This window comes from Streptomyces sp. B93, from assembly GCF_018070565.1.
In the GTDB taxonomy this organism is placed as follows: Bacteria; Actinomycetota; Actinomycetes; order Streptomycetales; family Streptomycetaceae; genus Streptomyces.
On record NZ_JAGPXL010000013.1, the window covers coordinates 82,349 to 105,178 of the forward strand.

Here is a 22,830-nt window from a genome sequence, read left to right on the forward strand (position 1 = left end):
CTCCTATGCGCCGGCGGTCTGGACGGGCAGCACGCCTGTGAACGGCTCGTCACCCTGGAGTCCGACCGCGCCGTCGATCTCGACGCGGCGGGCCCGTACGGCGGCGACGCGCGTGCCGGAGAGGAGGACCGCCGCCGCGTCGGCGCTGACATGGTCCGTCTCGATGGTCCCCGTGCGGGGGGCGAGCAGGACGAGCTCGCGCTCGGTGCCCTGGCCGACGGACACCCCGTGTCCTTGGTCCGAGGGCACGAGCACGGCCGGGACCGGCTGCGGGTCCAGCGAACCCGCGCTGTCGAGAACCGTCAGGAAAGTGGCAGTGCGGGTTCTCGGTGTGGTGAGGCCCAGGGTGTGCAGCGTCTTGCCGACCTTGAGACTGGGAGTGCTGGAGGTGGGGTTCGCCTCCACCTCGGTGCGCCGCTGAGCGGGTGTGGCGTCGGTGGGCAGCAGCAGGGTGAGCCGAGCGCTGGCGGGACCGGACTCCAGGCGCCAGCCGTCGGGGGCCAGTTGTGTCGTGGGCCAGTCGGTGTGCAGCAGATACGTCCACTCGCGTGGTGCCTCGGCCTGGAGTTCGTCGAGGATGATCACGCGCCCCAGTGGCGTCACCACCAGTGTGCGGTCGACGCGTCGTACGCCGAGCCGTTCGGGGAACATCGCGGCGGACTCCGCCGTGGCGTGGGCGAACCCGTCCTGGGCGAGCACGTCACGCACCCGCGCACGGCGCTCTTCGGGTATCCCCTCGTACACGTGGTAGCGGCCCTCGTCCGCCCATCCTTCCCCGTCGACGAGGATGAGGTTGTGGTGTGCGGCGCGCTTGTGGTTGCTGTACCCCTCGTCCACGGCGAGGAAGGCGCCGTGCGAGTGGAGGACGAAGGCGCCCGCGTCGGGGTGGTGGTGGCCCGCGCTCATCGCGTCCCAGCCGCCCGCGGTCTTCAGCCGGTGCCCCTCGTCCCAGGCCCGGTGGCCACCCCCGGGTGCCGCCTTGAAGCTGACGCAGGTGGCGGCACGGTCCCATCCGGTGCGTGCGGTGATCTGCCCGAGGTCGGGGAAGTACGCGGTGACGGGCTCCTCGTCGGGTGCTACGGGGGTGACCCGCGGGTCGTACCAGAGCAGTTCGAGGAAGGCTTCGGGCATGACACCGGGGCGCACACCCGACTCGTACGCCTCACGCCAGAAGTGCCGCTCCGCCACCAGGTTCCCCAGCCACTGCGCGGTACCGTCCTGGTAGGCGGAGGCCAGGCGGTAGTAGAGGGCGACGCTGTGGCCGCTGCGCCGGTCATGGCAGTCGCCGTGGTCGATGATCTCCTCGAAACCCGGCACGCTCTGGTGCAGGCGCCAGCGCGTGGTGTTGCGCAGGAAACCGCCGGCCGACCACAGGTCGGCCTTCTCCTGGTGCTGCACGAGGTCGGTGTGGATGGCCAGCCAGGGCACGCCGTAGCGCCAGTACACCACCCCTTCGGAGTCCGAGCCGTCCTCGGGGAGCATCTTGAGGACTGTTTCGAGGTTCGCCCGCGCCGCCTTGGTCCATTCCGAGCGTCCCAGCGCGTAGCCCGCGGCGGCGATGCCGGTCCAGCAGATCCAGTTGTGGTTCTGCCAGTACGCGCTCGACCACCAGCGGCCGGTGGTCTCCTCGGCGAACGAGTGCAGCCGCTCCCCCTGGAGTTCCAGCTTGGCACGCAGGAGCTCACGCCGTTGCGGCTCCAGGTCCTCCCCGAGCCAGGAGTACGCCAGGGACAGGCCGTGCAGCAGCCAGCCGGCGTCCAGGTCGTGGTCGGGCATGTGGGCGCGGCCCCAGTGCGGGAACGCCGTACAGGTGGAGATCCAGCGCCATGCCTCCTCCAGGTACCCGCGCTGCCCGGTGAGCCGGTAGGCGAGGGCCAGGTTGGCGGCGGCGGGACCGAAGTAGGTGATGCTCGCCTCGGGGTGTTCCGTGGGCGGGTTCTGGCGGCGGTACCAGTCGCACTGCTCGTACAGCCTGCGCCACTGGGCGGCGTGTGTGCCGCTCAGCTCACCTCGCAGTGAGTCGAGTCGCCCCTCGAGAAGCAGCATGCGGTTTCTCACGCTCCGATGGGATGAGTGGCCACGGTTCCGTCGGCCAGATCTATGTGGACGGTGTGTTCCGACAGACTCACCCGGCGGACGGGTGGAGCCTCATCGGCGGACTGGTAGACGGAGGCGAACACGGCCCGCCGTCCGGTGAGGGACCAGTCGACGCCCTGACGGGCCCGCGAGGGGTCGTCGGCGGGACCGGGATGTGTGACGACGGTGAACTCCGCCGCGGGCCGCGCCACGTGGCAGCCCATCAGGACGGCGGACTCGCCGTCGCCCCAGACCGTACGGGCCCGGTCAGAGCCCTGAGCGGCCACGTCGAGATCGGTGGCCGGACGCAACTGGGCGGTGAGCCTGCGTTCGGTGTCGGCCTCCAGGACGAGGATGTCGAGCAGGTAGCACCGGCCCGTGACGATCCGCCGCCTCGCCGCCACCCCGTCGTACGCCTGATCGCACCGGCCGGTGTCGCCGTCCAGCACGGCGTCGCAGGGCCGCTGTTCGGCGTCGTCGACGCGGAAGGCGGGATGCGCTGCCGTACTCGCGTAGTACTTCCGCAGGCTCCGGTGCGCGTACGGGACCTGGCCGGGGTCCGGCTGCCAGGCGGTGCCGTCGTCGGCGTAGAGGTAGAGCGAGAGCTTGTCCTGGTGTCCGTGTCCGCCGCCGTGGGGTCCGGCGTCCAGCAGGGCGTGGACACCGGCGGAGCGGAAGACGGCGTACCCGGCGTCGGGGAAGGCACGCCGCGGCGGCGGCGCGGGCAGCGGGAAGCCGGGGAACCACCTGTCCAGGTCCGCGGGGAGCGGGGTGCTCGAGTGGCGTTCCGCGGCCTGCGCCACGGGCTTCAGCGGAGCGTCGGCGAAGAGCTGCCCGGCGAGCGCGGCCACTTCCCTGATCTCCGCCGCCTGTGCCGCACGCCGGTAGGGCCCGTCATGCAGGGCGGGCAGGGTTCCGTCCGGGGCGGCGACGCCCGCCAGCGCCGAGACCATCGCGCCCAGTACCGCCGTCATGTCGTCCGGCAGCTCCTGCGGCCGGGCACCGCGCAGTGCGAGCAGATAGGCGTGCAGGACGAAAAGGTGGTAGTAGGTACTCCCTTCCCACTCCCAGCCGTCCGCGTGGACCGCTGCCCCCATGTGGGCGCCGAGGCCGTGCTCCTGCGCGAGGCGTACGGTGTCGGTGCCGGCGCCGGAGATCACGTCGGCGGCAGCGCGGCAGGAGATCTCCGCGGCGGCGAGCCAGGCCGTGTAGTTCGAACGCGCCTCCCCTTTCCGGAGAAGCTCGCCCCGTGCCGTGCCGGCCGCCTTCTGGAGCGATGCGAGGAAGGGCACGAGCGTGTCCAGACCGGCAGCGGCGTCGTGGTGCGCGGCGAGCGTGCGGGCCGCGTGGGCGATGTTGACCGCCCAGATGGCCTCGGTCAGCGCCTGGTGGAAGAGCCGTCCGCGCAGCATCCAGTCCGCACCGCCGGTGTGCGTGTCCGGCAGTCCGGCGTAGAGCTGCGCGTACTGGTGCAGCACCGCGACGGCCTCGCGGCGTTCGGCGGCCGGCCCGGCGGCCAGGTGCCGCAGGCGCCGGGCCACCTCCTGGTGTGCCAGTACCGTCCGCGCGCCCCGTACGGCGTCGGTGTCCATACGGCAGCCGTAACGGCAGGGGGCACCCGTGGCGGGGAACGCGGCGAGCAGGTCACCGTGGCCGAGTTCGACACCGTGTGCCGGGCAGACGTAGGCGTGCCACCACCCGCCGGCCTCCCGCGGGACGGTCAGCGCGGCCATGCGCCGCCGCCGATGTCGAAGGTCGCTCCGGTGATGTACCCGGCCTCGTCGGAGGCGAGGTAGACGGCCGCGCCCGCGACGTCGTCCACGGTGCCCGCCCGGCCGATGGGCAGCTTCTCGATGATGCCGCGCTGCGCCTCGGGCGCGGTGAACGTGCCGTGGAAGGCGGTGTCGCCGATGTACCCGGGAGCGAGCGCGTTGACCGTGACCCCGGCACCGCCGATCTCCTTGGCCAGTCCCTTGGCGAAGCCGATCACGCCGGCTTTGGCCGCCGCGTAGGCGGCGGCGCCGGGACCGCCGCCGTCGTGCGCGGCCTGCGAGGCCATGAGGATGAACCGCCCCGCGGGTCCGGCCTCCCTGACGTGGGGCAGGGCGGCCCTGCAGGTGCGGAAGGCGGACAGGAGGTTGACGTCGACCACGCTGCGGAAGTGGTCCTCGCTCATGTCGGAGACGGGGACACGCCCGACGAGGTGCCCGGCGTTGGCCACGACGACGTCCAGGCCGCCGAGGAAGGCGACGCTCTCGTCGACGAGGCGGACGACGGCTGCCGCGTCCGTCACATCCGCGGCGACGGCGGTGGCCTTCCGTCCCAGCGCGTTGATCTCGGACACGACCCGCTCCGCCGGTCCTGCGGAGCGGCCGTGATGGACGATCACATCGGCGCCCGCGCGGGCCAGACCGCGCGCGACTGCGGCGCCGATGCCGTGGCCGGCGCCGGTGACGAGCGCACGGCGCCCTGTGAGGTCAAAAGGCATGAGTATTTCTCCGTGGATATGTCTGTGCCTGGATATGTCTGTGCCGTGGGTATGGTCAGGCGGATGATGCCGTGGATACCGCCAGGTGGGCGCCGGGCCTATTTGATGCCGGATGTGGCGAAGCCCTGCACGAAATACCGTTGAGCGAGCAGGAACAGCGCGACCATGGGGACGGTGGCGAGCGTCGTACCGGCCATCAGATAGGCCCAGGCGTTCTGGTCGGCCTGCTGGAAGGCCGACAGCCCCACCTGGATGACGCGCAGGTCCGTGTCGGTGGTGATGATCAGGGGCCACAGGAAGTTGTTCCAGCTGCTCTCGAAGGTGAGCAGACCGACGGTGGCGATGGCCGGTTTGACCAGAGGCGTCATCACCCGGGCGTAGATACCGAACTCCCCCATGCCGTCGATGCGGGCGGCCTCCTCCAGTTCACGCGGCAGCGAGAGGTAGAACTGGCGGAAGAGGAAGATGGCGAACGGGGTCAGTGCGCCGGGAATGATGAGTCCCCACCACGAGTCGAGCCAGCCGTGCCCGCCGCGCCCGAGATAGTCGTTGCCGCCGAAGAACGGGATGCCCTTGGCTATCAGGTACTGGGGCACGATCTTGGTGTAGGTCGGGATCATCATCGTGGCCAGGACCCCCATGAAAATCAGGGTGCTGCCGCGGAACGCGATGCGGGCCAGGGCGTATCCGGCCATGGAGGCCAGGGCCAGGTTCAGTGCCGTGTGGCCCAGGGAGATGAACAGGCTGTTGCGGAAGTAGGTACCGAAGGGCGCGTACTCCAGGGCCTCGGGGTAGTTGTCCCAGTCCCAGACCTGAGGCAGCAGGCGAGGGGGATAGGAGGCGAGGTCGGGGTCGGTCTTCAGGGAGGTGATGATCATCCACAGAAACGGGATGACCATCACCAGCGACACCGTGACGAGCACCAGGTGCAGCGCCCCGCGCCGCAGCCGCCGGGCGAGCAGTGGTCTGCTGGTCAGCGGATTCATCACGGTCACGCCGCCGGCGGAGAGCTTCTCAGCGGACATCGTCTTCCTTCCCGGTGAGACGCCGGCTGATCAGCATCAGCACCAGCAGGAACGCGAACAGCACCACGCTCTGCGCACAGGCCGCGCCCATGTTGAACTCCTTGAACGCCGTGCGGTAGATCTCGTACGTCATCACGGTCGTCGAGTTGCCTGGCCCTCCGTCGGGCGTCAGCACGTACAGCTGGTCGAACGCCTGGAAGGAGTCGATGATCGACACCACCAGGACGAAGAACGTCGCCGGTTTCAGCAACGGCAGAGTGATCGAGAAGAACTGCCGCACCTGCGACGCACCGTCGATCCTCGCAGCCTCGTACACGTCGTCCGGCATGGCCTGCAGGGCGGCCAGGTAGATGAGCATCTTGATGCCGATGCCCTTCCAGATGCTCACCACGATCACGGCGGCCAGCGCCCAGTCCGGGTCAGCCAGCCAGGCCGGTCCGTCGATGCCCGCCCATCCCAGCATCGTGTTCACCACACCCAGGCGGGGTTCGAACATCCACATCCAGACCAGGGCGATCGCCACGGTCGCGGTGACATGAGGCATGAAGACGGCCGTCCGGTACCAGGCCGCGCCCCGCATCTTCACGTTGAGCAGGAGCGCCAGGACCACGGCGATCGCCATGGCCACCGGCACGGTGAAGAAGGTGAAGACGACGGTGTGCCAGATGGAGGAGTTCCACGTCGGATCGCTGAAGATCTCCTGGAAGTTGTCCAGGCCGTTGAAGTCGACCGTGCCCGCGAGGATGTCGTAGTCGGTGAACGCCAGGGCGAAGGTGGCGACGACGGGGATGCCGATCCACCACACAAGGTGGATGACCGAAGGTGCCAGCAGAAGGAAGGCAACCCGGCGCCGCTCATGACCGAACTTCCGCCTGCGCCGCGGACGTTCACTGCGGCGCTGCGACGCCGTCGGACCAGTGGATCGATGCACCGATGTGTCGGGGCGCTGTGCCGTGTCCACGGCCGGATGCCTGGCCACCGGAGTCACGCCCCCTTGGCGATGATGCCCTCGGCCGTGTCGGCCAGCCCCCGCAGGGCATCGGCCGCGCTCGACGAGCCGAGCAGGGCACTCTCCAGGGCGGGCTTGAACTCCTCCCGGATCTCCAGCCAGGTCGGCACCCCGCCCTCGGAGAAGGCGTGGTCGAGGTTGTCCACCGCGAACGAGACCAGCTTGTTGCTCTTGACGTACTCCGAGTCGGCCGCGGCGAGCACCGCCGGGATGTTGCCGCGCTGCTCGGCCGCCTGCGGTGACACCTCCTCCCCGGACAGGAACTCCACCAGGGCCTTGGCCTGTTCGGGGTGCTGCGTCTTGGACGACATCGTCGCCAGCGTGCCGCCCTGGAACAGCGCCGGGCGCTGCTGGCTCAGCATGAACCCGGCGACCTTGTCCTCGGCGATCAGCTCCGGCGCGCTCTCGGAGATCTGCCGCCACATGTCGTTGTGGCCGATCATCATCGCCGCCCGGCCCTGGACCAGGGGAGCGACGACAGCTCCCTTCTGGGTGAAGCCGTAGTCCTCGATCTTGTCGGTGCGGATGATGTCGACCATCCACTGGAGGGCGTCCACCGCCTGGTCCGAGTCGAAAACGGGCTTCCCGTCGGCGAACAGGTCCCCGCCGTAGGCCCACATGACCGGCAGGAACGTCTGACGCAGGTCGTTGCTGAGGATGTCCACTCCGGCCCGCTTGAGCTTGCCGCCCTCCCGGACGGTCAGCTCCTTCGCCATCTCCTTGAGCTCCGCCAGGTCCCTGGGCGGCGCGCCGATACCCGCCTCGGCCAGGATGTCCTTGCGGTAGATGCCCATGCGGGTGTCGAGCAGGATCGGGCGTGCATAGGTCTTGCCGTCGTAGATCCCGGGCTCCACCACCCGCGGGTTGTACAGGCGTTCCAGCTCGGACCGGCTCGTGCCGAGGTCGGCGAGCACGCCCTTCTCCACGAAGGGCGGGATCCAGCCGACTCCCATGAGCATGACGTCGTAGGGCCGGCCTCCCACGATCGAGGTGGCGAGCTTCTCGTTGAGCTTTCCGTACTCGGTGTAGTCCACCTGGACACTGACGCCGGGGTGGTCCTTCTTGAAGTCGGCCAGCAGCGAGGTGAGCAGCTTCTGCCCGTCGGCCCGGTCGAAGATCGGGGTGAGCAGACGCAGCGAGGCGTCACCGCCGCCGCCCTCCTGGGGCGCGGGGCCGCCGCAGGCGGACAGTGCGGTACCCGCTGCCGCTGCGGCGCCCAGCCCCAGGAGCCTTCTTCTGGACAGGGGTGAGGTACGTGTGCGCATAGGGGACTCCCGGCGACGAGGTACGTGCTGAACGGGCGGCGAGCTTGCAATCTGACCAGTGCATCGATTTACTGGTGTTTCGATGCACGAGACTAGGAACGGCAGTACGGGCTGTCAACATCTCGGAAACATTCGGTTTCCATTCACAGGGAGAAGTCAGTGGCCGGGGTAACGATCTACCAGGTGGCTCGGGAAGCGGGAGTGTCCCCGAGCACGGTCTCCAACCTGCTCAACGGCCGGACCGGCAAGATGCTGCCCGAGACCCGCTCCCGGGTGGAGTCGGCGATCCGGCGCCTCGGTTACCGTCCCAACCGCGCCGCCCAGCAACTGCGCACCGGACGAATCCAGATGCTCGGGCTCATCGTGCCGTCGGTGGCCAACCCGTTCTGGGGCACGTTCGCCCGGCACCTCGAAGCGGCGGCTCTGGCAGAGGGGTTCTACATGCTCCTGTGCAACAGCGAACGCGACCCGGACCGGGAGCGGCGTTACGTCGAGGAGCTGTGGGGCGACGGCATCGGCGGCGTGGTCCTGTGCTCGTCGCTGCCCTCTCTGGACCATGTGAAACCGACCGTGGAGGCGGGGCTCGGACTGGTGGCCTTCGACCGCACCGCCCAGCCCGGGGACCCGCACCGCGTGGTGAACATCGGAACCGACAACGTCCTCGGCATGCGCCTGGCAACAGAGCACCTTCTGGAACTGGGGCACACCCGCCTGGCCTTCGTCTCCGGCTCGATCGGGAGCGTCAACCGTGCCGAGCGGTACAGCGGCTTCCGGCAGGCCCTTGACTCCGCCGGCCTGCCCAGGTCAGCCGGCCTCGTGTGGTCGGGAGCCGACACGGTGGACTTCGACGACCGCGACACCGCCGAACTCGGTCGCGTCGCGGCCCGGGAGATCCTCTCGGTTCCCCGTCCGCCGACCGGGATCGTCGCCATCAACGACATGTGCGCGCTCGGCATCATCGCGGGCGCGAGGGAAGCGGGGCTGGTGGTCGGCCGCGACGTCTCCGTGGTCGGCTACGACGACATCATGCTGGCAGGAATGGCCATGCCCGCCCTGACCACCGTGCGGCAGCCCGTGGCCAAGATGGCGGCGACCGCGTTCGCCAGACTCCGGCAGGTCATGGACGGCGACAGCGGCGACGCCGGCCACTCGATCCTGCACCGGCCCACCTTGGTGGTGCGCGAGTCGACCGCGGCGCCCTTCACACCACCGGCGGCATAGGCGGGCCTGCCCCCTCTTCCGGGCTCGACCGAGAGGACGCTGGCGGCCTTCGCGGCGTGCCGGCTGCCACTGGCCCGTGGCGGCTGGAACCCTGCGCAGCGCGAGCCCGGGGACGACTCTCGCGAGCCCGGCCACCGCCGTCGCGCGTCCGTCCAAGACGAGACCGCCGGACGCTCCCGGGCGGGACCCCGCACCGCCAGCCGAACAGGTTCCCCCGCCCGCGCGCACCGGACGACGACCAGGAGGCGAACTCCCTTGCACACGGAACCCGGAACCGGTTCCGCCCCCGCACCCCGCACCCGCCGCTCAGCCGGCTCTCCCACCCCCAAAGCCGCGTTGCTGTCCTCGCTGAAGGTCAGGAACTACCGGCTGTTCTTCCTCGGACAGGTCGTCTCCAACAACGGCACCTGGATGCAACGCATCGCCCAGGACTGGCTGGTACTCACTCTCACCGGTTCCGCGACAGCCGTCGGCGTCACCACCGCCCTGCAGTTCCTGCCCCTGCTGCTCTTCGGCCTGTACGGCGGCGTCCTGGTCGACCGCCTGCCCAAACGCCCCATACTGGCCGCCACCCAGGTCGCCATGGCCCTGGCCGCGCTCGTCCTCGCCGCTCTGACCCTGACCGGCCGTGTGCAGGTCTGGCACGTGTACGCCGCCGCCTTCGCGGTCGGGGTCGCCACCGTGCTCGACAACCCCGCCCGTCAGTCCTTCCTCTCCGAGCTGGTGGGCCCGCACCTGCTGCGCAACGCGGTCGGCCTCAACTCCGCGAACTTCCAGTCCGCCCGTCTGATCGGCCCGGCCGTCGCGGGACTGCTCATCACGGGCGTGGGGACAGGGTGGGCGTTCCTCCTCAACGGTGTCTCCTTCGCCGCACCCCTGACCTGCATGATGCTGATGCGCTCCCGGGAGCTGTACGCCGTGGAGCGCGCTCCCCGCGGGAAGGGGCAGCTGCGCGAAGGGCTGCGCTATGTCGCCGGACGCCCGGAACTGCTGTGGCCCATCGTCCTGACCGGCTTCTTCGGCACCTTCGCGCTCAACTTCCCGGTCCATCTCTCCGCCTTCGCGGACGAGGTCTTCGAGGCCGGGGCGGGCGCCTTCAGCCTCTTCAACACCCTCGTCGCGGCAGGCTCCCTGGCCGGGGCTCTGCTCGCCACCCGCCATGAGGCCGCCCGCCGAAGAGTCCCCTTCGCCGCCGCACTGTGCTTCGGCGCCCTGCAGACCGTGGCCGCCGCCGCGCCGTCGCTGTGGAGTTTCGCTCTGCTCATGGTCCCCCTGGGCCTGTTCGCCATGGTCGTCAATGTCACCACCAACGCCACGATGCAGACCTCCACCGCCCCGACCGTACGCGGCCGGGTCACCGCCCTGTACATGATGGTGCTTCTGGGCGGCGCGCCTCTCGGCGCCCCGGTAGTCGGCTGGACCACCGACACCTACGGCGCACGTGCTGGCCTCGCGGCGGCCGGAGCCGTGGCGGTGGCCACCGCCACGGCGACCGGGCTCCTCCTCCTCAGGGCGGGCAGCCACCGTGTGGCCGTCGGGTGGGACAACCGCCGCCCACACCTCCGTGTCATGCCACGCGAGCCGGACAGCAGGCCGGGAGCACCGTCGTGATCCGGAAACGGAGCCTTCTGCGACCGCCGGACCGTCTCTCGCACCCGGCCGCTGAGGAACACCTGGCTCATTCGTCGTCAGGCTCGTCAGGAAAATCCGGCGAGATCCCGAAAGCGACCAGAGCCAGGCCACGTGGGGATGCCGGGGACCAGGGAAAAGTCCCCCGTACAGCCAGCTCGACGCGCCGCCGCGCGATCGCACTCCTTCGCCCGGTTCGCCACGGCCGTCGATCTCGCCTCCGGCCGCTGGGACCTGGCCCGCCTGCATCTGTTCACGCTGTCCGACGGGACCCGGGTCAGCCCCCTGGACTGGTGGGACGACGAGGCCCGGACGGCACCATGGATGGCCGTCCCACCAAGCTGAGCAGGCTGCGGGCTGGCGAGGAGTTCGCCTACGTCTTCGGCATGGGCGGCGGCTGGACCCGCCTCGGCACGTGACGGATGCGCGCATCGGGCCCCCTCGACGAACTCGGCGAACTGCCCGACCGCCCGGTTCCCTACTGGGGCTGGGGCAGCCCCCCGGACCAGGAAGCGTCCCGTGCTGAGCTGAGCACTGCGGACCCATGCCCGTGGTGCGGGTCAGAGCAGTCCTGGGACGGCCGAGGCCCTGCACGAGTTCTGCGGCATCCGCGTCAAGGAACGGGCGCCCTGCGTCCAGCAGGCCGTCGACCGGGGCGAGGTGCCCGCGGACACCGATGCCCACGCGGTCATCCGCGCGGTCTCCGCCCCCTCTACTACCGCCTGCTCACCACCGGCGACCGCCTCGACGAAGCCGCCGCACTCCAGGCCGCCGAGGCCGCGGCTGCGGCGGCGCGCGCGGGGGCGTACCGGCGGGGCGGCGAAGAGCGCGGGTAGGCGCGGATGTCCGGGCGATGCCCCGCACGGCGTTCCGTCGCCGTCAGATGTGCGGTGCGGTGGCTGGACTGCCGCGCTCTTTCGTACGTACGAGCCACGGGTGACGCTCTCCTGATCGGCCGGCCGGGGGGCCTTTCGCGCTGCCAGACTCACCGGAGGGAACACGTCGGCGGGGCGTGGACGGGGCGGGAGCGGCGAGGCAGGGTGGGCGGGACGGAGTACGGTACGGCGGGCCGTGCCGCGCCGGAGGGGACGGGACCGGGAGATGGCGGTCCCGGCGGGCCGAAGCGGGCGGCGGGTGCGGGGCCGCGGCACGTGGCCTGTGTCATGGACGGCAACGGCCGTTGGGCGCAGCGGCGTTCCCTTCCCCGTACGGAAGGGCACCGGGCCGCGGAGAGCGCCGTGGTCGACGTCATCGAGGCGGCCCGGGGCGCCGGGGTGGAGTGGCTGAGCCTGTACGCCTTCTCCACCGAGAACTGGAAACGCCCCGGCATCGAGGTCGAGTTCCTGATGCGTCTGGTGCGCCGGGTGGTGCGCAAGCACGCGCCGCTGCTGCTCGCGCGCGGCATCCGCTGCCGTTTCCTCGGGGCCGCCGATCCGCGAATCCCCCGCGGTCTGGCCGAGGACCTGAACGACCTGGCGGAGCTGACCGCCGGCAACCGGGGGATGACCCTGACCGTCGCCTTCGGCCACGGCGGACGCCGGGACATCGTCGAGGCCGCACGCTCCCTGATCCGCAGCGGGACGCCCGCCGACGAGGTCAGCGAGCAGCTCTTCGCCAGTCATCTGCCCTTCCCCGACACCCCGGACGTGGATCTGGTCATCCGCACCAGCGGCGAGCAGCGCATCTCCAACTTCATGCTCTGGCAGGTCGCCTACGCCGAGTGGGTCTTCCCCGAGGTGCTGTGGCCGGACTTCCGGGCCCCCGACTTCATCGCCTGCCTGCACGCCTACCGCAACCGTGACCGCCGCTTCGGCGGCACCCCCGACCGGACGAACGGAGCCCCGTGACGACCACCGACACCGCGCGATCCGCCGAAGCCGCCCCCGACGCACCCCTGTTCGGACCGGACTCGCGGTTCAGCGCCTTCTTCGACGACCCGCGCTGGGCGCTGGCCATCATCCGCGCCACCGTGCTGGAGGCCGCCCACCCGCAGATCGGCGCCGCCCTCGTCGACAACTCCACCTTCGTCGCCCACCCCTGGCGCCGGCTGCGCAACACCTTCCTCAGCATGCGCCGCATGTTCGGCGCCGACCCCGCGCTGCGCGAGCGGGAGGCCGCCCGGCTCAACCGGCTGCACGCCCGGATGAGCGGCTCCGACTCCCGCGGCCGCGCCTACGACGCGATGGACCGCGCCACCCGCGCCTGGGTGGTCGCCACCCTCTTCGAGAGCGCCGTCACCATGTGCAGGCTGAGCGGCCAGCCGCTCGACCAGGACACGATGGAGCGGATGTACGCCGAGTACCGGGCGTTCTTGGCCGCGCTCGACGGCGACGCCTCGGAACTGCCCGAGGACCTGCACGACTTCTGGCCGTACTTCGACGGGGTCGTCGCGCACGAGCTGGAGAACACCGACGCGGCACGCGTCATCCTCTACCGGCTCTTCGACCACCTGCCCGCGCCCGCGCTGCTCGACGGCGCCCCGGCGCTGTGGGCGGCCGGACGCGCTGTCGTCGGCCCGCTGCTGGGCGCCATCACCGTCGCCTCGCTGCCCGAGCCCTACCGGCGGCGGGCCGCACTGCCCGACATGCCCGGCGCCACCACCCTGATGCAGGGCGCCTACCTCGCCGCCGGGCTCGCCCGGTTCCTGCCCGAACGCTGGATCAACGCCGAGACCATCATCGAGACCCTCTCGCTGGCGCCCGGCAGCGACGACCCCCGCGCCCACACCGTGACCGCCCTGCGCGCCCGCATGAAGCGGGCCTCGGCCCTGCTGCGCCTCCTCACCCCGCTCGGCGGCGAGGACGGCCCGGACCCGGCGCCTTCGGCCGACGCACAGGAGAACCGGCGCTCGGCCCGGGAGTTCTTCCGCAAGGTGCTGGACCAGACCGGCGACGGCCACCTCGACTGGCCCGACCTGGCCGCCATGGCCCGCGAACTCGCCACCCGCCTCGACCTCGACGAACCCGAGGAGAACCGGCTCTACGACGCCTTCGCCGCCTGGTGGCGCGAACTCCAGGGCGCCCTCGACACCGACGGCGACGGCCGCGTCAGCGCCGAGGAGTACGCCGCCGCCGTCCCCGCCCTCGCCGGGCCCGCGCTCATCCGGGTCGCCGAGGTCCTCTTCGACGTCACCGACAAGGACGGCAGCGGGAGTATCGACGCCGACGAGTACCGGGCCCTGTTCCGCACCGCCTTCCGGCGCGACCTCGACACCACCGGCGGCACCCTGGGCCGCAGCGCCTTCGTGGGCGACTTCCTCTCCTTCATGGCGGGCCGCCGCACGGGCACCGCCTACGATCCCCTCCTCGCCGATTCCTGAGAGCGTGACCGTCCCGTTGCGGCGGACAGCGGGGAGAGACGCTCGTCGAGCGCACCGGCCTCCGAGGAGCGAGGACCACCACGGGCTCTCGCTCTTCCGGTCACCTTCAACGTCACGCACACGGCAGGCGGTGTCACCTGACGCCAGCCCGGCCGGAGTGTCATGACGCGCTCAGCACGCTCTGGCTGAGATGCCCGAGGGAAGGGCGGGCGGCCCGACCCGTACGTACGACAGGGGACCTTTGGGCTTCGTTGCCGTCGCCTCCCGGCAGCGACACTGGGCGCATGGACACGACGGCCACCGCTCCCCTCGCCGAGGTGCTGCGGGACGGCTACCGCAGCCGACTGCTTGAGCGCTTGCAGGAACGGGCCGGCCCCGTCGAGGGCAACGTGGACCTGCCACTCCACACCGTCTGGTCCGGGCGGACGAGCTACCGCCTGGACCGCCCCCTCTGGTCCTCACCGGCGGATAGGCCGTGCGCGCCCCCGGCCTGGTCGAACGCTCCAGCCGGGACCTCGACGTCGGTCTCAGCGCACGCGGACGGCGGATCACACACGTCCAGACCGATCCGCTCAGCGGCCGGGTTCCCCGTCACCGATCCGGACACCGGCGAGGAGTACGAGGCCGACGTCCTCAAGGAGGCGTTCCGGGCGCCCGGCCAGACCCCCTGCGGAACCCGTTCTCTTCCTCGACGACGTGATCGGCGCCACGGTCCGTGTCCTCACCGGCCGCGGCACCGTCCATTTCGCCGTCCCCAGGTTCAGGGACGGCAGTTCCTTCCGTACTGGCTCCCGGAACGCCGCTGCCGGGCGGAGCCGGCCCTGATCCCGGCGGTCACCGCCGCCTGCGTGCCCGGGGTCTCACGCCAGGGTGGAAAAGCCCGCCGAATTCCCGGGGTCCTGAACGACACGCCGCGAAGGGATTTGAGAGGGTGGGGAGCATGGATGTCGAACGCAGGAACAACATCACGATCACGGGAAACCCTCAGGGGCGTACGGTGATACTGGCGCATGGTTTCGGCTGCGACCAGAACATGTGGCGGCTGACCCTGCCCGCCCTGACCGACAGCTACCGTGTGGTGCTTTTCGACTACGTAGGATCAGGAAAATCGGATCCGTCTGCATTCTCCGAGGAGAAATACGCCTCGCTGGACGGATACGCCCAGGATGTCATCGACATCTGCCGGGCACTTGACCTGCGCGACGCGGTGTTCGTGGGGCACTCCGTCAGCGCGATGATCGGTGTACTGGCTGCCGCGGCAGCCCCGGAGCACATCGGCGCCCTGGTGATGGTCGCCCCGTCCCCGCGGTACATCGACGACGACGGCTACCGGGGCGGGTTCAGCGCCGAAGACATCGACGAACTCCTTGAGGCGCTGGAGTCGAACTACCTCGGATGGTCGGCGGCGATGGCACCGGTGATCATGGGCAATCCGGACCGTCCCGAGCTGGGTGAGGAACTCACTGCCAGTTTCTGCGCCACGGACCCGGACATGGCGCGCGTTTTCGCCCGGAGCACGTTCCTGTCGGACTCACGGGACGACCTGAGAAACGTGAAGGCGCCGACGCTGATTCTGGAGTGCGCCCATGACGTCATCGCGCCCCGGGAGGTCGGGGCCTTCGTCCACCAGACGGTTCCCGGTTCCCAGCTGGTGACACTGGACGCCACCGGGCACTGCCCCCACCTGTCCGCGCCGGAGGCCACCAACGGCGCGATAACCGCTTTCCTGGCGCGCCTGCAGTGATGTGCCCCGCCGGGCGGGAACCGGACCACACGGGTATCTCAGCCGCAGTGGTCGCCGCCCTGCTGGAGGAGAGCGCCGAGGAACTCTACGAAAACGCGCCATGCGGATACATGTCCACGCTGATGGACGGCACTATCGTCAAGATCAACGCCACACTGCTGAACTGGCTGGGCCTCCGGCGAACAGCGGTGGTGAACCATATGAGGTTCACCGACCTGCTGACCGTGGGCGGCAAGCTCTACCACGAAACGCATTTCGCCCCACTGCTGCAGATGAAGGGCGAGATAAGCGGTATAGCGCTGGAGATCAAACAGGCCAACGGCGGCCGCGTACCCGTACTCGTGTCCTCTGTCGTCAAGCACAGCGGCACAGGCGAGCCCTTGCTCATCCGCACCACCGTATTCGACGCCCATGAACGCCGCGCCTACGAGCAGGAACTCCTGCGAGCCCGCAAAGCGGCGGAACAGTCACACAAGGACGCCGAGACCCACCGCGCCCGCTTGCAGGACGCCCTGGCCGTGCTCCAGCAGTCACTGCTGCCCGCCACCCTGCCGCCGCTGCCGGGGATGGAGGCAGCCGCCCACTACCGCACCGCCTCCCCGGACCGGCTCGGCGGCGACTTCTACGACCTCTTCCCCATCGGCGCCGGGCGCTTCGCCTTCTTCCTTGGCGATGTCTGCGGCAAGGGACCCAGAGCGGCCGCCGTCACCTCACTGACGCGCTACACGCTGCGCGCCGCCGCCCTGCACAGCCCCGATCCGGTATCCGCCCTGACCACGCTCAACCAGGTACTCCACCACCACTACACCGGCGACGACCCACGCTACTGCACCGTCATCTTCGGCATCCTGGAGCCCGACCCCGCAACCGGTCAGGCGACCGTCCGTCTCGCCTCGGGCGGGCACCCTCCCTCCGTCGTCCTGCACGCCGACGGCACGGCCGCTTTCCTGCCCACTCCCGGCGGACTCCTCGTCGGCGCCCTGCCCGACGCCCGTTTCACCGCAGCGTCGGCCGTCCTCGGCCGAGGTGACACCCTTGTGCTGTACAGCGACGGTCTGACCGAAGCCCGCACCGGTGTCGGGCGCACCTTCTACGGAGACGAGGCTCTGCTCGAGTTCGCCACCGGCCACGCCGGCGAATCCCCCCGGGATGTGGTCCAAGCGCTGGCCGGTCTGCTGGACAGCTTCGGAAGCGGCCTTGACGACGACGCCGCCCTCCTCGCGCTCGGTGTCCCCGCTGCCAGCGGCCCGGCCTGATGCCGCTCGCACTCCTGGGACACCCATCCCTCACACCAGGAGCATCCGGTTCCCGGCTGCCGCGCAGGCACCGGCGAAAGGAGCCCGGAACCGGTGAAGGCCTCGGCGGTCCCTCAGCCCCTCTCCCCTACCGCTGCGGGCCCTGGTCCAGGGGGCGCCCCGGTCCGGCCAGGGACGGCCCGTCGCGCTCTCCGCTCCGGCCTGCGGATGGCCCGCGCTGTCGGACGCGGCGTGGTACCGCGGCCTGGGGGGCATGTCGCTGCGGCCCGGGGGTGCGGTGTCCGGCGCACGCTCCCGGCCACTGTCCGCGGTGTCGCCCGCGAGCAGGACGGGGTCCATCATGACCACGGCCGAGGCCAGGACGAGGAAGATGACCGGGCCCAGCAGCATGGGCAGCAGCAGGGAGGTCGGCGTGGCCCCGCCCGCCGTGCTGGAGGCGTTGTGGAGGTGGACGCTGACGGCTGCCATGCCGGTGTAGTGCATGCCGGAGATGGCCACGCCCATCACCAGGCTCGCGCCGAGGGAGGCGGCGAAGCCCCGGACGGACACGGCCGCCCACAGCGCGGCGACGGCGGCGCCGACGGCGATGGCCACCGAGACGGCGACGATCAGGACGTCGTAGCGGATGCTGCCCGCGAGGCGCATCGCGTACATGCCGAGGTAGTGCATCGCGGCCACGCCCAGGCCGGTGAGCGTCCCGGCCGACAGGAGGGTGGCGGTCCCGGCGCCCCGGTAGCCGACGACGAACACGCCGACGCCGACCACGACGATCGCGACCGCCAGACTCAGTACCGTCAGGCCGACGTCGTAGCGAATGGACGCCTCCCGCGCCTGGAAGCCGGTCATGGCGATGAAGTGCATCGTCCAGATGCCGCAGCCGAGGCACGCCGCCCCCAGGGCCAGCCAGCCCGGCTTCCAGCCCTGCCGGTAGTGCACGCACCGTGCCACGCAGCGCAGCCCCAGCGCGCTGCCGAGGACGGCCATCAGGTACCCGGCGACCGGCGTCACCGCGCCGTAGCTGAAATCGTTGATCGTCCCGTTCATGATCTCCCACAGACGTACGTCCCCCGCGGAGAGACCCTGGTTCACGCCCCCCCGGGCAGGAAACTCTGGTTCATCCGGGAGTGGAGTGAAAGGCCTGACAGGCGAAGATAGGTGAACGTTGTACTTATGTGATACTTAAGTGTCCGTCAGTTCACGGCTCCTCCACGAGCCGCCACCTGGTCATCTGACGCCCCCGACACCCCTGACTCGGCTCCCAGGCGCACGGCCCGCCGGTGCGTCCCGCGCCGCCCGTGCGCGGGTTGAGCAGGGTCAGCCAGCGAGCGAGCCGGTGAAGATCTGCCACGCCAGGAGTGACTTCGCCACGAGGCTGAGGACCAGGTAGGCCTTTTCACCGTATGCGTAGTCGGACCACCGTCCGGCTCCGCGGTACTGGAGCCATTGGTTGAGGCCGAAGCTGAAGAAGAGGACGGCCTGGACGAGAACGATCCCGTACACGAAGCCGGGGACGGTTTCGGCCGCGACGACGTTGTACGCGATCGAGATCCACGGTGTGACGCCGACCAGCGTCCCGAACCAGAACGGCAGCATCGTGGTCACCGCCCGCCCCGGCGGGTTCATCAACTCCTCGACCCAGCCGAAGAGGATCATCCCGGTGTTGGCGCCGACGACGGCGATGACGGCGCTGATGTTGGTGATGCCCGCGTAGAAGCCGATGAGGAGCACCATGAGGCCTGCGCTCAGCGCGTACTCCAGCCACCGGAAACGGTTGATGCCACGTCTGAGGTCGCGTTCGTAGACACGGCGGCACACCGTCGCTGTCACCAGGTGGTCCGCCGCCGCGAGGACGAGGAAGACGGCGACAGCCCAGCCGACCGGCACGTCGAACAGCGCTTCGGGGGCGGGCGCCTTTGTTCCCGGCGGCCCTTCCGGAGCGGAGGAGGTGACGGTGATCGAGAAGTCTCCGGCGAGGAGGACGATCGCCACGGCCTGGACCAGGTGCAGCAGCGCGAGTCCCAGATTCCACCTCCGGAGCCCGGCGAGGCGCCCGGGAGTGACACCGGCGGCCACCGGCGTGCCGTCCTCTCGCTTCACGGTTCCTCCCCAGTGGCCGACGCCGGATTGGTCAGCATGGTGGTACCGGCCCGGCCGGGAATCACGGCAGTCACGCCATCGCCCCGCCGGAAAGTCGCCCAAGTGGCGTCCAGGTCCGCCGTACCGCTGGCTTCCGGGACAGGCCCGCGGTCTCTTCTCGCCGGTCTCCCCAAAACGTGAGGCAGGAGTTCATTCATGGCCGGATCGGCTTCCGGCGGGAGCGGAAGGGAAAAGCCAGCGATACGTGAACCGGTTTCGGCGCTTGCCCCTGTCGGGGTCCCGGAGTTTTCCGGTGCGGCGGCGGGACCGACGGCAGTCCGGGCGATACGTCAAAGTCCCCAGCCCGCACGCTGTCCGGAGGAGCAGCTCAGGAAAGCGCGTCCGTGCGGCGGCACGGGTGCGGGAATCCGGTTCTCGTGCCCGCTGGAACGGCCAGGAAACCAGGGAATTCGCTTGCGTGTTCTCGCGGGCAAGGGGCACGAGAAGCGTCGGAGGTTGATAACTATGGTTCCCCTGCTTCTCGTCCTGCTGCTGGCTCTCATCCTGTTCGGCGCTGGCTTCGCGCTGAAGGCGCTGTGGTGGATCGCGGTGATCGTTCTGGTGGTCTGGCTGCTCGGCTTCGTCGTACGCACCGCGGACAGCGGCGGCCGGAAGGGCCGCTGGTATCGCTGGTAGGCGCGCTCGGCGCGCGCTGACCGGTCGCCCGGTGAAGCCGTGCCGGTGAACCGTCCGGCACGCTCACCGGACGGTTGCTGACCTGCGGCGTCGTCTCCCCCTGACGCGAGGGGGAGACGACGCCGCAGGTGTGCCTGGCCGCCACTAGCGGTGCGTCACGGGGGCGTCGGCTTGCGCGCCTCGGGGTTCCCGGGGCCGGGCGGCGGGGTCCTGGGCCGCGCGCGGTGCGGGCTTCTCGGGGGCGTCGGGCCTGTCGGCGAGCTTGAGCCAGACCACTCCGGCGATGACGAGGGCCAGCCACAGGGCCTTGGCTCCGGTGAGTGTCTCGTCGAAGAAGACGGGTCCCAGCAGTGCCGCTCCGGCCGAGCCGATTCCCGCCCAGACGGCGTAGCCGATGCCGACGTCGATGGTGCGCAGGGCCACGCTCAGCGCCCACAGCGTCAGCAGGAAGAACACGACGGCGACCAGCGACCACTGCAGGCGGGTGAAGCCGTGGCTTCCCCCGACGGAGAGTGCGTAGCCGATCTCGAATCCTCCGGCGAGGAGGAGCATGAGCCAGGAGTTGGCTGCCGGGCGGCCGTTGTCGGTCATGCGTGTGAGTCCTTTCCCGGGATGAGGAGGGGGCGGGGTGCGTCAGGCGGCGGCGCCGCTGAGCTGGAGGCCGACGACCCCGGTGATGATGACGGCGATGCCCAGTGCCTTGCGCCAGTTCAGACGCTGGCCGAACAGGAGCACACCGAGCAGGGTGATGCCGACGCCTGCGACGGATGTCCAGATGGCGTAGCCGACGCCCACGTCGAAGGTCAGCAGTGCCTTGCTGAGGAAGAAGGTCGCGATGGCGCCGCTGACCAGGGTCGCGGCGGTCCACTTGCGGTTGGTGAAGCCGGCCGCCTTGCCGGCCGAGATGGCGACGGTGATCTCGAAGAGGGTGGCGACGGCGAGGTAGAGCCAGTGCATGAGGTGTCCTTACGTCGTAGGTGGGTTGGTCGTGGGGCCGGCGCGGTGCGCTGTACGGCGGTGCGTCGCCGGGCGCGGCGGCAGAGCCGCGCCGGGTCAGCAGCCGTCGGTGCCGCAGGCCGCGCCTCGGGCGATCGCCAGTTCGGCCTGGGCGTCGAGTACGGCCCTGCGGATGTCCGCCGCGGCGGGGACGCCTTCGAGGCGGTGCCGTTCGCCGACGATGATCGTGGGAACGACCGAGATGCGGTGCTTCTGCGCGGTCCGCAGCGCCTCCTGGTGTGCCCGCGCGTAGGTTCCGGACTCGAGCGCCTCGGTGAAGCGGGCTGGGTCCAGGCCCAGTTCCGCCGCCAGGCCGGCCAGGACGTCCACGCGTCCGATGTCCTGGTTCTCCTGGAAGAAGGCCCGCAGGACCCGGGGGGTGTACTGCGCGGCCCTGCCGTGCTCGGCGGCGTACTGGTAGCCCTCGAAGGCCAGCCGGGTGTAGGGCTGCGGTGAGACGGTGGGCAGGGTGATGTCCACTCCCAGCCGGCGGGCCATGGGGTAGACCGAACGCGCCCAGACCGCCGGCAGGTACTCGTCCTCCGGCCGCAGCGTCGGGGTCGGATGAGGCCTCAGCTCGAAGGGCATCCATTCGATCGCGGCATCGAGGTCGTGGGTGGCCTCGTGCAGGGGTCCCTCGGCGAGCATGCAGAACGGGCACACGTAGTCCGACCAGACCCTGACGGTGACCTTGCCGGTCTCTGCCTCGGTCACATCTGCCTCCCGTGGGTGGAGAGATACTCTTCGAACGGTTTGGTCCCCCCGGGGACCTGCAGCGAGGTGACCTTGAGCGGCCAGGTCGCCGGGTCGCGGGCGAACAGGGAGTACGAGCCCGAGTAGTCGAAGCCGTACTGTGCGGCTGTCCTGCGGTCCACCGCGTAGACGACGTGGCTGACGCCGAAGTACAGCGCGGCCATGTAGCACAGGGCGCAGGGTTCCCCGGAGGCGATCAGCGTGGCCCCGGCGGTGGCATCCAGTCCGTGCGCCGCCGTGGCGGCGCGCAGCGCCACCACCTCGGCGTGCGCGGTGGGGTCGTTGTCCTCCCGCACCCGGTTGAAGCCGGTAGCGAGGACCTGCCCGCCGTTGACGACCACACCGGAGAACGGGATGCCGCCGTTGGTGACGTGTTGGTGGCTGACGCGGACCGCCTCACGGACGTAGTCGGCCAGCTCGTTTCCCTGGATCTCAAGGTGGGACATCATCGCTCCCCCTCTCGCCCTTGCGCCGCGGGCCGCACAGCCAGCGGCACCGGCCCCAACCGGGACTCGAAGGACCCGGCCACACGATGGCGGCGGGTCCTCCTGCTGCGCGCTGTGCGCCTCCGCCCGGTTCCCTCAAGGCATCGCCCCTCGGGAAGCGAGCGGCAGCGGGTGCCGCAGCGGCATGGGACATACCACTCTCGGAAGTCTTCACATTTGCTTGTACTTGCATATTAAATCCGGCTCCCGGGGACCCGGCCAGGGAGCTCGGCACGGCATTAAGCTTGCATGAGCATGTATCTTGTTGTCAACGTCCGCCCGAGAGGAAGCCGCCCATGAACTCGATCCCCCCCACGCCGGCCGCCTCGTCCGACCAGGCCATGTGGGCGAAGGTCCTCACCCTGCACGCGTACGTGGAGCGCCAGCTCACCCAGGCCCTGCAACGCAGGCACGGAGTCGGGCTCTCCGAGTTCCGCGCCCTGGAATGCCTCGTCCACGCCGACGAGGGCGAACTGCGCATGCAGGACCTCGCCGACCGGGTCGGCCTCGGGCAGAGTTCGGTGACCCGGCTGGTCGGGCGGCTCTTCGCGGCCGGCTTCGCCGTCCGCGACCTGTGCCCCGACGACAAGCGGGGCGTCTACGCGGTGATCACCGAGGACGGCAGGAGGCGCTACACCGACGCGCGCGCCACCTACGCCGACGTCCTGAGCGCCGCCCTGAACGCGGCGGGTGCCACCGCGGAACTGGCCCCCACCGTCCAGGCGCTGCGCAGCGCCCCGTGAGCGGCTCCCGCACCCCGCGCGCCCGGGTCAGGCGCGGGCGCGGCCCCGC

General features: G+C 70.4%; 20 protein-coding genes and 1 pseudogene. 9 read left to right on the forward strand and 12 right to left on the reverse strand.

The features are described 5' to 3' along the window. Positions 1 to 3 precede the first annotated feature (3 nt). The 6 genes from KBY47_RS15370 to KBY47_RS15395 form a co-directional block, all read right to left on the reverse strand. Positions 4 to 2,046 carry a heparinase II/III family protein gene (locus tag KBY47_RS15370; protein ID WP_210921659.1) on the reverse strand — a complete coding sequence of 681 codons (2,043 nt, stop codon included), beginning with the start codon at positions 2,044 to 2,046 and terminating at the stop codon, positions 4 to 6. Positions 2,047 to 2,054: 8 nt separating this feature from the next. Beyond that, complete coding sequence (locus KBY47_RS15375; RefSeq protein WP_210921660.1) at positions 2,055 to 3,809, reverse strand: heparinase II/III family protein; 1,755 nt, start codon at positions 3,807 to 3,809, stop codon at positions 2,055 to 2,057. Further along, on the reverse strand, positions 3,797 to 4,564 hold the full coding sequence (locus KBY47_RS15380; protein ID WP_210921661.1) for an SDR family NAD(P)-dependent oxidoreductase: 768 nt from the start codon (positions 4,562 to 4,564) through the stop codon (positions 3,797 to 3,799). Before KBY47_RS15380 ends, KBY47_RS15375 begins: the two co-directional genes overlap by 13 nt. 98 nt (positions 4,565 to 4,662) lie before the next feature. After that, complete coding sequence (locus KBY47_RS15385; protein ID WP_247694741.1) at positions 4,663 to 5,589, reverse strand: carbohydrate ABC transporter permease; 927 nt, start codon at positions 5,587 to 5,589, stop codon at positions 4,663 to 4,665. Further along, complete coding sequence (locus KBY47_RS15390; protein WP_308405166.1) at positions 5,579 to 6,394, reverse strand: sugar ABC transporter permease; 816 nt, start codon at positions 6,392 to 6,394, stop codon at positions 5,579 to 5,581. Before KBY47_RS15390 ends, KBY47_RS15385 begins: the two co-directional genes overlap by 11 nt. A 179-nt stretch (positions 6,395 to 6,573) precedes the next feature. Next, positions 6,574 to 7,863: an ABC transporter substrate-binding protein gene (locus KBY47_RS15395; RefSeq protein ID WP_210921663.1), complete on the reverse strand. Its 1,290-nt coding sequence runs from the start codon at positions 7,861 to 7,863 to the stop codon at positions 6,574 to 6,576. Between the two features lie 183 nt (positions 7,864 to 8,046). Here KBY47_RS15395 and KBY47_RS15400 point away from each other — a divergent pair, with 183 nt between their 5' ends. The 7 genes and pseudogenes from KBY47_RS15400 (at position 8,047) to KBY47_RS15430 (ending at position 17,032) form a co-directional block, all read left to right on the forward strand. After that, positions 8,047 to 9,084 carry a LacI family DNA-binding transcriptional regulator gene (locus tag KBY47_RS15400; protein ID WP_308405174.1) on the forward strand — a complete coding sequence of 346 codons (1,038 nt, stop codon included), beginning with the start codon at positions 8,047 to 8,049 and terminating at the stop codon, positions 9,082 to 9,084. Positions 9,085 to 9,339: 255 nt separating this feature from the next. Then, entirely contained in the window at positions 9,340 to 10,695 is a 1,356-nt protein-coding gene (locus tag KBY47_RS15405; RefSeq protein WP_210921665.1) for an MFS transporter, read from the forward strand. 594 nt (positions 10,696 to 11,289) lie between these two features. After that, a pseudogene (locus KBY47_RS15410) lies at positions 11,290 to 11,549 on the forward strand (TetR-like C-terminal domain-containing protein); the annotation flags it as partial. 327 nt (positions 11,550 to 11,876) lie between these two features. Beyond that, positions 11,877 to 12,560 (forward strand): polyprenyl diphosphate synthase, encoded by a 684-nt coding sequence (gene uppS, locus KBY47_RS15415; protein ID WP_247694764.1) that lies wholly within the window; start codon positions 11,877 to 11,879, stop codon positions 12,558 to 12,560. Next, positions 12,557 to 14,032 carry an oxygenase MpaB family protein gene (locus KBY47_RS15420; RefSeq protein ID WP_210921667.1) on the forward strand — a complete coding sequence of 492 codons (1,476 nt, stop codon included), beginning with the start codon at positions 12,557 to 12,559 and terminating at the stop codon, positions 14,030 to 14,032. The genes uppS and KBY47_RS15420 overlap by 4 nt, the downstream gene beginning before the upstream one ends. Before the next feature lie 940 nt (positions 14,033 to 14,972). After that, a complete protein-coding gene (locus KBY47_RS15425; protein ID WP_210921668.1) occupies positions 14,973 to 15,776 on the forward strand; it encodes an alpha/beta fold hydrolase in 804 nt (267 codons plus the stop codon). Then, positions 15,776 to 17,032: a PP2C family protein-serine/threonine phosphatase gene (locus tag KBY47_RS15430; protein WP_210921669.1), complete on the forward strand. Its 1,257-nt coding sequence runs from the start codon at positions 15,776 to 15,778 to the stop codon at positions 17,030 to 17,032. The genes KBY47_RS15425 and KBY47_RS15430 overlap by 1 nt, the downstream gene beginning before the upstream one ends. A gap of 30 nt (positions 17,033 to 17,062) precedes the next feature. Here the strand turns inward: KBY47_RS15430 and KBY47_RS15435 are convergent, their stop codons facing one another. Next, a complete protein-coding gene (locus tag KBY47_RS15435; RefSeq protein ID WP_210921670.1) occupies positions 17,063 to 18,076 on the reverse strand; it encodes an MHYT domain-containing protein in 1,014 nt (337 codons plus the stop codon). Between the two features lie 270 nt (positions 18,077 to 18,346). Beyond that, a complete protein-coding gene (heR, locus tag KBY47_RS15440) occupies positions 18,347 to 19,129 on the reverse strand; it encodes a heliorhodopsin HeR (protein WP_308405167.1) in 783 nt (260 codons plus the stop codon). Between the two features lie 504 nt (positions 19,130 to 19,633). On the opposite strand from heR, the gene KBY47_RS15445 reads away from it, so the two are divergent. Then, positions 19,634 to 19,804 (forward strand): DUF5670 family protein, encoded by a 171-nt coding sequence (locus KBY47_RS15445; RefSeq protein ID WP_011113206.1) that lies wholly within the window; start codon positions 19,634 to 19,636, stop codon positions 19,802 to 19,804. Positions 19,805 to 19,948: 144 nt separating this feature from the next. Here KBY47_RS15445 and KBY47_RS15450 read toward each other — a convergent pair whose 3' ends face one another. The 4 genes from KBY47_RS15450 to KBY47_RS15465 all read right to left on the reverse strand — a co-directional run bounded on the left by KBY47_RS15450 (position 19,949) and on the right by KBY47_RS15465 (position 22,002). After that, entirely contained in the window at positions 19,949 to 20,395 is a 447-nt protein-coding gene (locus KBY47_RS15450) for a multidrug efflux SMR transporter (protein WP_210921671.1), read from the reverse strand. 42 nt (positions 20,396 to 20,437) lie between these two features. Continuing rightward, the gene (locus KBY47_RS15455) at positions 20,438 to 20,761 is read right to left on the reverse strand and encodes a multidrug efflux SMR transporter (protein WP_210921672.1); all 324 of its coding nucleotides are present in this window, start codon (positions 20,759 to 20,761) and stop codon (positions 20,438 to 20,440) included. Positions 20,762 to 20,857: 96 nt separating this feature from the next. Beyond that, positions 20,858 to 21,514, reverse strand: a complete 657-nt coding sequence (locus KBY47_RS15460; protein WP_308405168.1) for a DsbA family protein — start codon at positions 21,512 to 21,514, stop codon at positions 20,858 to 20,860. Beyond that, positions 21,511 to 22,002 (reverse strand): nucleoside deaminase, encoded by a 492-nt coding sequence (locus KBY47_RS15465; protein WP_247694742.1) that lies wholly within the window; start codon positions 22,000 to 22,002, stop codon positions 21,511 to 21,513. Before KBY47_RS15465 ends, KBY47_RS15460 begins: the two co-directional genes overlap by 4 nt. Positions 22,003 to 22,334: 332 nt before the next feature. Between KBY47_RS15465 and KBY47_RS15470 the strand changes: the two genes are divergently transcribed. Next, complete coding sequence (locus tag KBY47_RS15470; protein ID WP_210921673.1) at positions 22,335 to 22,781, forward strand: MarR family winged helix-turn-helix transcriptional regulator; 447 nt, start codon at positions 22,335 to 22,337, stop codon at positions 22,779 to 22,781. The last annotated feature ends 49 nt before the right edge of the window (positions 22,782 to 22,830 follow it).